This window comes from Telmatobacter sp. DSM 110680, assembly GCF_039994875.1.
In the GTDB taxonomy this organism is placed as follows: domain Bacteria; phylum Acidobacteriota; class Terriglobia; order Terriglobales; family Acidobacteriaceae; genus Telmatobacter.
On record NZ_CP121196.1, the window covers coordinates 2,404,587 to 2,419,308 of the forward strand.

Here is a 14,722-nt window from a genome sequence, read left to right on the forward strand (position 1 = left end):
TTAGATCCAATCCCGATAATACTTTGTTGGCAACAGCGGCTGGGCTTGCTGGTTCCTCTGGAACTGGCTAAACCGCTGTGCTACTCCGCATCATCCTTCTTCTGCTCCGGTGCCTTCTCCGGCGTGGTCAGCGGCTTGATGATGTCGTCGAGATACGCGGGCGTACCGTCAACTCGCTCCAACGCCGGATAGCGCTCCCCATCGTGATAATCAATCTGCATCGTCGACACAAATGAATCAGCCTGCACTATTACGCGAATCGTTTTCGAGGGCTCCTTCGCATCACGAATTGCAGCGCGCAACGCATCGCCGGAAAAGACATTGTCATTCACGGCCATAATCTTCTCCCCCGGAGCGAGCCCCGCCTTGTCCGCAGGCCCGTTCCACAACACATCGGCAATGGTCCCATCCGCGCCGATACGTAGCCCAATCGAATACCAGCAATCCACACCACCGCCTCGACGGCCTTCGGCGGCAGCAATCATCCGTTCAGACTTTGTCGGCTTATCTTTATAAACGAGCTTGTAACCGCCATGCTCCAGCCCCGCCACGTCGACGTGTGGATTCATCTTGTCTACGCGCTCATGCAGGAATGTCGCCCAGTCGTACGGCACAACCTGGTTCAGATCCTGGACCAGTTCATCGAATGTGTAAGTCACAATCAGCGGTCCGGTATTCCCGCCCTTGCCGAGGAAGATCTTCACGAAGTCATCGAGCGACTTCTTATCCTGTGTTGTTTTCCGAATCAACGTGTCTGCGTCAAGCCACAGCATTGCGCCTTCGAAGTAGTAGTCTTGCCCGCGCCGCCAGTTCGACCACGCCTGGTTTCCTCCGCGCAAAATGCTGGCACCAACCGCGGTGTCCACGGTCGGACGCCACTCGCGTCCTCTGGTGTAATCCAGTTCCGCGGCCGTACCCGCCAGCACATCCCTGTACTCCTGCGGATTTTTCAACCCTGACCGCGCCGCCAGCACATTCCCCCAATACTCCGTCATGCCTTCGTAAACCCAAAGCATTGATGCCTGCATCGGAGTCGCAAAATCCGGCTGATACAAACCTGCTGGCCTGCGATATTTCCCATTCCACGAGTGAGTGAATTCGTGCGACAGCAGGTCCGAATCAGGCAACTGGTGCATGTCATCGGCAAAACCCTTTTCGCCAACGCCGTTGTCCGACGACTGCCCATGCTCCAGTCCCATACCGCCCGCCACATCCGACAACGTTAGAAGGAAGTGGTACTCGTTGTAATGGTGCGACGCGTACAGCGCATCCGCTTCGCGCACCAGGTTGGCAACCTCGGCCAGCACGGCGGGACGTAAATTTGCATCCTCTGGCGCATCCGCTGCCACGTCAAGAAAGTGTTGCGGCTTGATCGTAGGCGCCAGCGGATATTCATGAAAGTAGAGACCCGTCAAAATCGGCGAGTCTTCCAGTTGCTCCACCGTCGTGGTTGCGAACTTCGTCACGCTTCCCGCTGCAGGCACGGGATAAGTTCCTTCACTCACCGGTTTCAGCGCTGTTCCAATGCCCCATCCCGCAGGCACCTTAACTGACGGCTGAATCGCAATGTCCTTGACGGGCACGTGCGCCGGATACAGCATCAGCGCCTCCCACTCCAGCGCAGCCATCCGTTGGGAGATCCGTCGCGTCACAATTGCGTCCACGTGTGCGTGTACCTTGGTTGCACCACTCGGCACCGTCAGGTGGTACTCGAAAAGATCCACATCGTCACGCCGCCACTCCAACGTCTTCCCGTTGGCTGTAAATACCACCCCGGTGAACGAAGATGCCGGCCCTGAAGGCATGTGGTGGCCCGGAATCCATGCCGGCGAAATCAGCGTGAGCGGTCCCGCTGATACTGGTACGTCAATCTCTGCATGAAACAGCTTCCGCGGCGCCTCTGAGAGATCAGCCGTGATCTCAATCGGCGCCTTCTGCGCGTGTGCAAATGAAATGGCCAGGGAAAGCAGGGAAAGAGAAGCGAAGTATTTGGCACAGCGCATCAACATGAGCATCCAGCGAAGTCTCCTGAGAGATTCAGGTTATCGCACGGCGGGCCAGATTCCGGAATCTCGATAGGCGGTGATCTCGCAAGATCAGTTCTACTTTGTTAAGTTCAGCAGATCCATAATCCTCCCCACTAGGGTTGGCGGACTCTTGTCGTGGGCCAGCGACATTCGTCCAGACTGGGGGATCCACACTTCTTCTCCGGTTGAACTGGCATTGAAGAGCCCCAGGTTGTGTTTCTCGGCCAGCCGCGCCACCGTCATATAGGCGGCTTCTGACTTGGACCATGCAAAAGATGCGTAGATAAAATCCGATCCGATCGCGTAGTCCGTACTCGATGCCTCGTCCTTCGCCGTCGTCTTCTCCAGTTTGGACTGCTCGTTCATTGCCGGGAAAATCTGGGTGATGTCGTCGAACCATGCCCGCAAATGTTCCGAACTAAGGGCCGGATCGTCGTAGCCATGATCCTGGTCCCACTTGGTCTGCCGCGCGTACCAATCCAAAAACTCGGAATGGCTGGTCGGAACGGCGTCGGGCTCAAAGACCATGAGGTCGTAGCTCATAGTTCGATGCTATCTCGTATGTCCGGCTCGCGACAGCGATCCCGCGGATTTTCTCTCTTGAATCAGGAAGCTGCGGAATCGAACTCCCCGTTTCCCTGATTGTGCCTTTATGCCCAGCGTGATAAAGCTAAGGAACAGGGTACAGTCGGAATGGGCCATTCGGGCTGGCGCAGTCCGATGTGACGATTCCGTTCCAGACTCTGAATTTTATCAAGGACCTCAATCGTAAAGTGAGCGCCGGGCCAATATCGGAATTGGAAACGCTCTACGGCGACTATCCCCTCGATGGCGCATTCGACGAGATGCGCGAGCCGTCCGGGGATGTCCGTCTCCACTATTGTGCCCTCGCAGAAACTCTGGCTCGCCTTCCCCAGGAGGAATTGCAGCGCCGCAAGCAATCAGCCGAGTTGTCTTTCCTCACCCAGGGAATTACTTTCACCGTCTACGGACGGGATGAAGGCACCGAGAAGATTTTTCCCTACGACCTGCTTCCTCGACTCGTCACCTCGCAAGAATGGGATCGCATCGAGCGCGGACTCACCCAGCGCATTACGGCGCTGAATCTTTTTCTGCGCGACGTCTACTCTGAGGCCAAGATCCTCAACGACCACGTTATCCCGCGAGAACTGGTCTACAGCTGCAAGCACTACCGCCGACAAATGCGCGGCCTCCAGGTTCCCCGCAACGTCTACATCTCTGTAGTAGGTTCGGACCTCCTTCGCTTGAACACTGGCGAGTTTGTCGTTCTCGAAGACAACCTTCGCGTGCCCTCGGGCGTGAGCTACATGCTCACTAACCGCCGTGTCATGAAGCGGACCTTTCCTGAACTCTTTCACAGCTACGGCGTGCGCCCCATCGAGCACTACCCGCAACTGCTGCTGGCCACGCTGCGTTCGCTTGCCCCCGAGGGCCGTCCCGAACCAAATATCGTTCTCCTTACTCCCGGCGTCTTCAACTCTGCCTACTTCGAACATACTTACCTTGCTCGACAGATGGGCATCGATCTGGTAGAAGGCCGCGACCTAGTTGCTCACGACAATATCGTCTACATGCGAACCACTGACGGTCTCAAGCGCGTCGATGTGATATATCGCCGCGTCGATGACGACTTCAGCGATCCGCTGATCTTCCGTGGCGACTCTATTCTTGGCTGCACCGGGTTGTTTAATGCCTATCGTGCCGGCAACGTGACCGTTACGAATGCTTTCGGCACCGGCCTCGCGGATGACAAGGCCCTCTATGCCTACGTGCCCGACATCATCCACTACTACCTCGGCGAAGATCCGATCATCAATAACGTAAAGACCTTTCTGATGACGGAGGAGAAAGAACGCAAGCACGTCCTTGCCAACCTCGACAAACTGGTCGTCAAAGCTGTCGGCGAAAGCGGCGGTTATGGCATGCTCATCGGCCCTCATTCCACCGCTCATCAGCGTGAAGAGTTCGCCGCGCGTATCGAGGCCAATCCTCGCAACTACATCGCCCAGCCCACACTCGACTTTTCTCGCGCACCGTGTCTGATTGGCGATCGGCTTGAACCACGACACGTCGATCTGCGGCCTTACATTCTCTGTGGCGACAAAATCAACATCGTCCCGGGAGGACTTACGCGTGTGGCCCTTGAGAAAGGTTCGCTCGTAGTCAATTCCTCCCAGGGCGGCGGCAGCAAGGACACGTGGGTCTTGGAATAACGAGACCTTGAAAGAGTCAAAGTCAGAACGAATGGAAGCCACATCAACGCAGTTCAGAGTTCGGGAGAGTACCAAGATGCTATCGCGAGTTGCCGACAGCCTCTACTGGATGAGCCGCTACCTCGAACGGGCCGAGAACACAGTGCGTCAACTCGACGTGGCCATGAGTCTCATGCTCGATACCGGTGGCGCCAGCGCGGAGACGCATTGGGAACGCCTCATCGCCTCCCTCGGAAACCCTGAGGGTCTGGAATGGACTGGCGATCCAGGCGCCAATGCGGAAAAGCTGGTGTTTGACAAACATCATCCCGCGTCCATCACCGGATGTATCGACTCTGCTCGTGAAAACGCCCGCCAGATCCGTGAAGAAATCTCTACCGAGCAGTGGCAACGCCTTAACCGGCTCTATCACCTGATGCATTCTCCGCACACTGAGAACCAGTTTCGCTCCAACATCAACGACGTACTCTCATCTCTGATCGACGCCATCCATCTCTTCAAAGGTGTCAGCGATACCACCATGATCCATGGCCAGGGATGGCACTTCATTCGGCTCGGCCGTTATCTCGAACGCGCCTATGCGATCGCCACTCTGCTGCAGGTCTATCAACCCCAACTCGCGCAGCCCGCTGAGCGTGAACACTCCGGCTATCAGTATCTTGAGCAGGTCGGTCTTCTACGTTGCTGCACGGCCTTTGAAGCTTACTGCCAGGTCTATACAGCCGACCTCACCCCCGATCGCATTCTTGAGTTTCTTCTGCTGAATCGCGATTTTCCCCATGCGATTCGCTACTCTGTCGATGGAGTACGACAGGCGATTCAATCCATTCAGCACACCGGGGGACGTCGACCGCCCGACGAACTTACAGCGGGTATCGGGAGGCTCCACGCCATGCTCAGCTTTACAACGATTGGCGAAATTCTCTCCGGCGACACGGCTGGATTTCTCCACAACATCCGTCAGCAGTGCATGGGCATTCACGATCTCATGTACCGCTACTACATCCAGTACTCCATCCAGTCCGCGCTGGCTATCTGAATTCAGGATTTCGATCGCATGAATTGCTTTTCCATCCGACACCTTACTCGCTTCCGTTACTCGCGGTCGGTAAGCGAGAGCATCATGGAAACGCGGATGCATCCGCGTTCCGATTCCAATCAGCACTGCCTCACCTTCTCGCTTTCCGTCAGCCCGCGCTGTCGTGTGTTCACTTATCGCGACCACTTCGGCAACAACGTCCATCACTTCGACATCCCCAGCGAACACAATCAACTCGTCATCGTCGCTGAATCCGTAGTCGAGCAGCAGACAATACCCGAAGTTCCCGCGTTTCTTTCTCCGGATGCCTGGCAGGCCCTCGACGCCATGATTGAGGCAGGAGATTACTGGGAGATGCTTCTGCCCAGTGAATTCGCCGTGGAGAGCCCTGCCCTGCTCAACCTTGCGGCGCGCCTTCAGGTTACTCGCCGTGACGATCCGCTGATGCTCGTTCGGGAACTCACGCAGCGGCTCTACGACTATTTCGAATACGTCCCGCGCAGTACTCGCGTTGACTCGCCCATCGACGAAGCCATCCTGAGTGCGCGCGGCGTTTGCCAGGATTTCGCCCACACCATGATCGCGTTGCTCCGGCATGTTCGCATCCCCGCACGCTATGTCTCCGGCTACCTCTATCGAAGCCGCGAGGATCATGACCGTTCAACCCCAGACGCAACTCATGCATGGGTCGATGTGTTGCTACCGCATTTGGGATGGGTAGGTTTTGATCCCACGAACAACCTCGTCGCTCACCATCGTCACCTCCGTACTGCCGTTGGGCGAGATTATGCAGATGTTCCACCCACGCACGGGATATTTCGCGGCAAAACGTCGAGTGAGCTGTACGTTGCCGTTCACGTGGAAGCGAGCGACCTACCCCCGGCTCTTGATCGCAAGCTGCCCATCCCTGAAGACTGGTCAGTCCTAGTCGAAAAGGCCCAGCAGCCCCCTGAACGGCCCCAGGCGCTCATCGATTTACAGCAGATGCAGCAGCAACAGCAATAATGAAGTGAATGTCGCGTTCTGCGATACGAGCCGGTATTTTTTAGGATCAGCAATGCTTTTTGTGATCAAACTGAACCCGTTTTCTAAACTTTTTTTATTGAATCCTCATCGGTTGACAGAATAAATTTATAGGAACCCGCTGAACCCGGCGATCGATGCCGGCGTTGCTAAAACGCTACGACGCGGCATTTTGACACCCGCGGCCCCCCACTCTTTGACCTCAGGAGTGATGAACTATACCGGACGATAATCAATGCGCGATCGGCTCTGACCGTTCGGGCGAAAAGAAATAAGGTCGCTTCCCTCGACCAAACTAGCAGCTAATTTTTTGGAGGAACAGCCGTGAAAAAGTCCCTATCGGGATGGATACTGCTCTGTATCCTTTCCATCGCCACATCTGCATTCAGCCAGCTCGCCACCACCTCACTCCGCGGCACAATCAAAGACCCTTCCGGGGCATTGGTTCCGGGAGCCAAAGTCACACTAACCGACAAAGCAAATGGAAAATCGCTATCGACAATTGCGGACAACTCTGGCTCCTACAGCTTTGCGCAGATCAATCCGTCGAAGTACACCATCGTCGTCACTGCAACGGGATTCGGAGATCAGACCAAGTCTGCGGAACTCCTGGTAAACCAACCCGCCACCATTAACTTCGACCTCTCGGTTCAGGCCAGTTCTGTCACAGTAGATGTGTCGGCGATTGCTCAAACTCTGAATACGAGCGATGCCTCTCTCGGCTCCTCCGCCGGCACCGCAGAAATTCAGGCTCTGCCGAGCGAAACGCGGAATGTGCCCGATCTGCTTTCGCTCCAGCCCGGCGTCTTGTATCTTCCACCTCCGGGCTATGGAGCCGGCGACAGCCGAAGCGGTGCAGTCAACGGTGGCCGTTCAGACCAGGGAAACGTCACACTGGATGGTGTTGACGATAACGACCAGATCGGCGGCCTCGCCTTTACGGGCGTCCTTCGCCAGACCCAGGATTCGATCGAAGAGTTTCGCGTTACCACCGGTGATGCGAATGCCGATGCGGGTCGTTCTTCCGGTGCGCAGATCTCCATGGTCACTAAATCCGGCACCAACAAGATTCACGGCGCCGCCTATGAGTACAACCGTCCCACCATTACCGTCGCCAATGATTGGTTCAATAAACAGGCAGAGACAGCCAACAATCTGCCCAACGTCCCCGGCAAGCTAATCCGCAACATCTTTGGCGGAGATCTCGGCGGACCCATCAAGAAGGACAAGCTTTTCATCTTCGGCAACTTCGAGGCATCGCGTCTTGCTGAAAATCAGCAGGTGACCACCACCTCGCCGACGGCAAGCTATCAGCAGGGCAGCATTACCTACGTCAACGATCCTGCCGGCGATACAACGACGATTAACGCCAGTCAGGTCACCTCGCTCGATAGCGGCTGCCAGGTTTGCAATACACCTGCGTATCCCAATCCTCCGGGACCGAATCCAAACGTACTGGCATACCTGAATGCAATGCCTGCTGCCAACGGAACCTCGCTTGGTGACGGATTCAACACGGGCTCGTTTTCGTTCTCTTCTCCGGCGCCAATCCACTTGAACACCAGCATTGCGCGCCTCGACTACATTCCGTCCGACAAGCACCGCATATTTGTGCGCGGCAATCTGCAGGACGATACAACCGCTTTCCCGGAGCATTTTCCCGGTCAGCCGCCTTCAAGAACCCTGGTGGACGACAGCAAGGGTATTACCGCTGGAGAAACGTGGACCATCAACTCGCGGATGATTAATGACATCCGGTTCGGCTATGTCCGCCAGGGATTTTCTTATGCCGGAATCGGCACTGGCGACTACGTTGATTTCCGTTTCATCAACTCACCAACGGCGGAGACGCGCTCTTCTGTCACCAGCGTCCCGGTCAACAACCTCATCGACAACTTCACGCTGAACAAGGGCAACCATACCATCCAGCTCGGTGGCAACTGGCGATTGGTGCATCAGAATCACACCTCAAACGCGAACTCGTTCAACAGCGCCACTTCCAATCCATATTGGGTTGGCGGCAGCGCTCCTGATCCTTGCCTGCTCGACAGTTCCTGCAACACAACCGGACCAAAAGTGGACTCATCGTTCACGAATTCCTACGAGATCGCCTTTGCTAACTTGGTCGGCACCATTCCGCAAATCACCGATGTGTTCAACTACAAGCTGACCAGCCCGACATCGGGTACGGCTCTCGCCGATGGCGTGCCGCTTCAACGCCACTTCGTTACCAACGAGTTGGAATGGTATGTGCAGGACGCATGGCGCGTGAAACCGAACCTGACCCTCACATTGGGCCTGCGCCACACTATCCTCCAAACACCTTACGAATCGTCCGGTCAGGAAGTCACTCCCACCATCGACACTCATACCTGGTATCTCCAACGCGAATCTGCCGCTCTTAAAGGCCAGGTCTATGAGCCCGACCTCTCGTTTGCACCGGCCGGAAAGTTTTATAACAAACCCGGCTATTGGCCCAAACAGAAGGCGAACTTTGCTCCTCGGCTTGCCATCGCCTACTCGCCAAACGGCAAAACTTCGATTCGCGCAGGCGCCGGAATTTACTACGATCACTTCGGCCAGTCACTGGTGAATATCTTCGATCAGAATGGCTCTTTCGGCATGAGCTCCTCGATTTCTAATCCAGCCGGGGTTTACCAGATCGAAGGCCAGTGCGCTACGAATTGCAAGCACCCGGGATCGCCTCGATTCATCGACAACCGGACGTTCCCCAATATCAGTACCGGTGCGGCCAGCGCGTCAACCATCACGTTCCCTTACCTCTACCCGCAAAATAACTTCTCCATTCAATGGGGAATCGATAGCAAGCTCCAGACCCCATACTCTGAGACCTTCGATCTATCTATCCAGCATGAACTGCCACACGGGTGGGCTGTTGAGGGTGCTTACGTCGGTCGCCTCGGACACCACTTGCTACAGCAACTCGATCTGGCAGAGCCAGTGGACTATGTCGACCCGCAGGGAGGTGGGGACTACTACGCGGCTGGCACACAACTCTCGAAGGCTGTGGATGCCGCGGGAGGCGATCCTTCTGCGACTGTCCAGCCCATCCAATATTTTGAAGATGTCTTCCCCTTCATGGCCAACCTTGACGGACCGAATGAAAGCGCAACCCAGGCGATCTACACCCATGAATGGGCGCCCTATCGTGCCCAGTTAGGAGCAACCAGCGCACTAGCGGATCTGGACTTCTTCTGCTCATATCTAACCGACGCGCAGTGTGCCAGCTATCAGCCGAAGTTCTGGCAGGATCAGTTCGCTTCGCTTTACGCGTTGTCCACGATCGGCAACAGCTACTACGGTGCCGGACAATTCATTCTTCGTCATCCGACAGCTCACGGCCTTACCGTCGACTTCAGCTACACTCTGTCTCACTCCATTGACATGGGCTCCGACACAGAGCGCAGCACTGAGTTTGGCGGTTTTAGCTCAAACTCCGGCGCATTCAGCGAAATCACCAACACCTGGAAGCCGAAGCTCTCACGCGGTTCCTCAGACTTTGACACACGCCACCTGATAACGACTGACTGGGTCTATCAGATTCCTTTCGGCCGCGGTCAGTCCTGGGGTGGCCACGCCAACAGCCTTGTCAACGCTGCGATTGGCGGATGGCAATGGTCAGGAATCGAACGCTGGTCCAGTGGCCTGCCATTCTCCTTCTTCGAGCCCGGCTGGTCGACCGACTGGCAGATCGAAAGCTACGGGGTTACTACCGGACCTGTGAAGATGAAGCGTCACCTTGATCAGGGTGGAAATCCGCAGTTCTTCGCCGATCCGGCAGCCATCAACAGCGGCGTCTCCTGCGGCGGTTGCAATGGCGGAAATGTTCGTCTCCCCTATCCCGGTGAAGCGGGCCAGCGCAACAACTTCCGTGGCGATGGTCTCTTCAATGTCGACTCCGGAGTCAGCAAGAGCTGGGCCATACGCGAATTCGGTACCCTGAAGTTCGCTTGGGAGGTCTACAACGTCACCAACACCGTCCGCTTCGATGCGGCCTCAATCGGGTCGGGTCTTACCGGCGGCAACCTTGGCGTGGCCAGTACCGAGCTGAGCGTTCCCCGCCGTATGCAGTTCAGCCTGCGCGTCGACTTCTAACTACAGACCAGAAACAAGACGCCGGAAGAGCTTTCGCTCTTCCGGCGTCTTCACTTCAGTTTCTAAATTCTTGGTCTTTTCACTTGCCTCCGACAGTTTCCTCCGCCCCCAACACCTTCAGCCTGTTCTGAGCTAGCTGCCAGCTGGACGCCGGAATCGCCATCGCTTCCTTCGGCTTCTCCAGCTTGCGATAATCCGAAATTGCAACGTCACGCTCACCGTACTGCTCGGCGATACGTCCGAAAGCATACCAATAGTCGTCATCCGGTTCGTCCAGGTTCAACTCATCCATGGCGCGCAAAAGCAAGTCGTGCGCTTCTTTCGTCTTGCCAGTCTCGGCATATACGCATGCCATGGTATGTAGAATCGCTGGGCTATTCTGATCCATCTGTGTCGCTTTGGTTGCAGTTGCAACGTCGGATTGATCTACCTTGCCCGTATAGAGAGCAAACCACGCCATTGAATTCAGCAGGCTCGCGTCCCCTTTGCCTTGATCGATCAGTTTCTGGATCCATCCTCGTGCCGCAGCATAGTTGCCTCGGCTTGCCTCGACGCGCATCTTTGCCTGCAGTGCGTCGGCATCACCTTCCAGCAATTTCAACCGCGCGTCCGAAAGCGCCAGCGCGTCATCGTAACGTTTCAATCCAATCAGCGCCTCCACATTCGTCATGAACGCGCTGCGCGATTCCGGTACTTCCTTCAAAAGGTCTGACCCCACTTCCTCGAGCTTCGCGTAATCATTCAACTGCGAGTAGCCCTCAGCAAGCGCAAGTTCGATATTGGTCTTGTCGCGATCGCTCGCGGCGTTTTTGCGCGCCTCTTCCAGTAGTTTTATTCCCTGCGCAGCCGTTGGCTTGGTTCCCACCATCAGCGCGGCCGCCGCCAGCGTCATCTTGTGCGCGTCAGCCGCCTGTCCCTTGATCCAGAACCGCGGAAACACGGGTCCGCCCAGCGTGTCATCTCCTCCGCCCAGGTGCTGATCTTCGCGAATCCAGTCCAGCAGCACCTTAGCGCCATTCAAATTGCCGCTCGCAATCCGATCCAGCATCTCCAGCGCCATCGAATTTGGTTTGTCCGTCGAGTCCAGCAGTTTGTACTGGCCACCTTCTTTCACCACAAAGAATGTAAGACTCGGACCACCGGGAATCTGTACCTTCTCGCGATACCCGGTGCTATCGTCACCCTCCACCTTGGGATCGAACGCTTCCACCAGAATGTCGACGGTCACGTCGAGCGAGTTATCCTTGCGCGCCATCTGGCTGTTCAGCTTTTTAGCAGTATCAAGGGACTTCTTTATCTCTTCGGGATCGGTCGCTTTCATCGTGATGATGGCGTTCTTGCTCGCCAGTGCCATCATCTTTGCCTCGGTAAGATCTGGATCCATGGTCAGCACAAAAATGTGCTTAACCAAATCTGCAGGTGTATTCGCAAACTGCAGATCTTCGTGTCGCTTGGCATCGCGTAGCATCCCTGCCAGCCCCATCGTCTGCGCGGCGTTGTCACCCGAGGCGCCGGCTTGCAGAAAATCCGCAGCCAGAGCATAGTGGCGCGTGTTCATCAGCATCTCGCCCGCGGTGCGTGCTGTCTCCTTGAATGCGGAATCGGAGTTCATGCGTTTGTTGATCTCTGCCAATCCCTCCTTGCTTCCCTGCAAAACCGCAATGCCGGCCGCAATCAAAGCGACTGGAGGCGGATTCAGTGCCTGTGCAGCTTTGATCGCTCCCGCAGCGTCACCGCTGTAGAACATTGCATAGGGAAGATTATTTGGAATCTCCAACTCAGCAAGCTTGTCCTGCCCCAGCTTTTGATATTCCGCCACAGCCTGTTTCAAATGCGCTTGCTCGCCATAACGACGTCCCACTGCGTCATACTCCAGCAGAATCGCAAGATTTCCTTCAGCGGTGTGATCATCCGGATCGAGTCTGGTTGCTGCCCGGTATGCCTCTGCCGCGCCTGCCCAATCCGTCCCCGGCCGTAGCTCTCGTCCTACGAGATCGTGTTTCAAAATGTCGGCCAGTGTGCGCTCAGCGAGGGCCGACGTCGGATCGAGCTTCACTGCTTCGCGCGCTTCGGCCCGGGCCGCTTCGCCCATTCCTGCCTGCATTAACACCCGCGACACTTGCAGGTGGTGAACCGGTTCGTTGGGACGCGCTGCAATCAAACTGCGATAACTCGCGAGCGCTTCCTTCACGTTGCCTTCGTGAAGAAGTGCCTCGCCCTCCGGCTCAAAATTCACAAATAGCGCAGGGCCCGCCACAAACTCAGTAACTTTGTTGCGCAACTCGGTTGCTTCGGCGACCGTGAAGCGCCGCTTTCCCGAGTCGAACGCCAGATCCGCTTCCACCACGCCATCCTGTGCCTTTGAAAACCTCTCCGTCAGCACCGCTGGCCCCATCACAATTCGATCGTCCTTCGGCAACTCCTTGGGCACGAATCCCGTCGGCGGAACAATTTTGTATTTCCACTCGGCTGTAAAAGGCTGATCGAGTTCCCAATCCGCTGTGCGCGGTTTCTTCGGCTTCTCTTGATCGTCTTTTTTCTTTTTTTCTTCGCTATCGTCCTTGCGCTTCAGGTCCTCGGGCAATTGCTGGAAAAGTGTGTCAACGCGAATCGCTGCAATCGCGCTGTCCAGATCGGTGAACCCGCGCCGTGCCTTCTCGCATTGCAGTGTCAACTCAAACTGTTTCGTCAAGTCTCCCGGATCACTGCGATCCACCTTGGTGAGTTTGTCGGCGATATACTGCGCCTTCACATAACTCGTCAGTCCGTCGCGCGTCTCCTTGTCCGGCTTGTCCGCATAGAACGCGCGATAGTGCGATTCGAACACGCCCGATGGCAGAGTTTTCTCGATCACTGTTGCCGGTCCATTTTCGCTAAGGCGAATCTCGCGCATTTCCAGCAGCACATTTTCACGGGACGTGGATTCAGGAGTGACGGTGAGCGATGTGCTTTCCGGGCGCGCAATGAGGGCGTGTCTGCCCTGGTCGTTGATAGGCAATTGTCCCAGTCGAGCGTATTGATCGGTCGCGTCGATCCAAAGCCCCGTGGTCCCCGGCGACAGGTCCACGTTGCCGGGGTGGTGCGCGGGAGTGCCCGGCACATACACAATGGCGTGATCGAATAATCCCATGCCAGGTAATTCGGACGGCACGTCCAGCCGCGAACCTGCGTTTAGAAGCGCCACATAAGCATTAATACCCGCTGCCCGCAACATCGCTACGAGCAAGGTTGCCTTATCCTTGCAGTCGCCGTATTTCAGCGCCAGCGTCTCCGCTGGATTATGCGGCACAATTGCTGCCTCGCCGAATTCGATCCCTGTGTATCGAACTTCGCGGTCAACATAGTCGAGAATCGCGGCTTCCTTTTCGCCGGTTGTTGATTTACCAGCAATCAATCCATCCACGATCGATTGCACTGAATCAGATACCGCCTTACTATCGACAATCTTCGAATACTCAGTTGCCAGAGACTGCCACGATTTGCCCGTGGAGTAATCGATCTCGGGAAAGATATACGCATCGGGCGGCAAGTTCGCATCGCGCCCTTCAATCCCCTCCAGCGAGCCAATTTCATAAGTCGTTGTGACCTGTCCGTTCGCTTCAACGCGATTCGGAGTTACTCCCGGAAGCAAGCGCGTCTCAATGCGCAACGGCAAGCTCGCCGGCGCCTCAAACACAGCCCTGCTGTGCGATACCGGCACTTCTTCATGACCAAAGAAGGAACGCCCCACCCGTCCCGGTGCAAAGAAGGGTTCCGTCTCGCGTTCGAAGTATTCCTCTTCCACCACCACGCCAGGAGCAATCGCCGGCAGCGGCGCATGCAGTCTTTTGCCGTCGCTGTAAGTCTTGTAGTCGCCGCCGCGCGCTGGTTCCTCCGTAATAGCAATCGGATCAAGGGTGTGTTCAGAGTAATCCGGCTCAATCACGCGTGCGCGAATCACCGGCCGCACCTCGTGCCACGGATCCCAGCCGACCGACAAACTATCCCAGCCCTCTGCGCCCTTGGCAGTCAGCACTTTGTAGATGTAGTGGCCTACATGCGTAAGCCGGCCCGCTTCATCGAAACTGAATTTTTCGTCGTCATCAAACAACGTCACATTGGCGCCATCAGGCGTAGCCACTTCAGACGCAGCCTGATACAAATCTCTTGCGGGAACAGAAAAATGGGGTGCGTTCCACGGCTGAACATTCTGCTGAGCGCGAGAGTCCAAACCCGCCACACCGGGTATCGCGACAACCAGTAAGCAAGGTACAAAACGACGCAACACGAGAAGGGGCACAGCG

General features: G+C 56.2%; 7 protein-coding genes. 4 read left to right on the forward strand and 3 right to left on the reverse strand.

The features are described 5' to 3' along the window. Positions 1-80: 80 nt before the first annotated feature. Positions 81-2,015, reverse strand: a complete 1,935-nt coding sequence (locus tag P8935_RS09940) for a M61 family peptidase (protein ID WP_348264839.1) — start codon at positions 2,013-2,015, stop codon at positions 81-83. An 87-nt stretch (positions 2,016-2,102) separates the two neighbouring features. After that, entirely contained in the window at positions 2,103-2,570 is a 468-nt protein-coding gene (locus tag P8935_RS09945) for a hypothetical protein (protein WP_348264840.1), read from the reverse strand. 302 nt (positions 2,571-2,872) lie between these two features. Here P8935_RS09945 and P8935_RS09950 point away from each other — a divergent pair, with 302 nt between their 5' ends. From P8935_RS09950 to P8935_RS09965, 4 genes are all read left to right on the forward strand, one after another. After that, positions 2,873-4,261: a circularly permuted type 2 ATP-grasp protein gene (locus P8935_RS09950; RefSeq protein WP_348265326.1), complete on the forward strand. Its 1,389-nt coding sequence runs from the start codon at positions 2,873-2,875 to the stop codon at positions 4,259-4,261. A gap of 76 nt (positions 4,262-4,337) precedes the next feature. Further along, positions 4,338-5,300 carry an alpha-E domain-containing protein gene (locus tag P8935_RS09955; protein WP_348264841.1) on the forward strand — a complete coding sequence of 321 codons (963 nt, stop codon included), beginning with the start codon at positions 4,338-4,340 and terminating at the stop codon, positions 5,298-5,300. A gap of 18 nt (positions 5,301-5,318) precedes the next feature. Then, a complete protein-coding gene (locus P8935_RS09960; protein ID WP_348264842.1) occupies positions 5,319-6,305 on the forward strand; it encodes a transglutaminase family protein in 987 nt (328 codons plus the stop codon). A 342-nt stretch (positions 6,306-6,647) separates the two neighbouring features. Next, positions 6,648-10,439: a TonB-dependent receptor gene (locus P8935_RS09965; protein ID WP_348264843.1), complete on the forward strand. Its 3,792-nt coding sequence runs from the start codon at positions 6,648-6,650 to the stop codon at positions 10,437-10,439. Between the two features lie 79 nt (positions 10,440-10,518). Here P8935_RS09965 and P8935_RS09970 read toward each other — a convergent pair whose 3' ends face one another. Continuing rightward, positions 10,519-14,718 carry a DUF3857 domain-containing protein gene (locus P8935_RS09970; protein ID WP_348264844.1) on the reverse strand — a complete coding sequence of 1,400 codons (4,200 nt, stop codon included), beginning with the start codon at positions 14,716-14,718 and terminating at the stop codon, positions 10,519-10,521. Positions 14,719-14,722 lie beyond the last annotated feature (4 nt).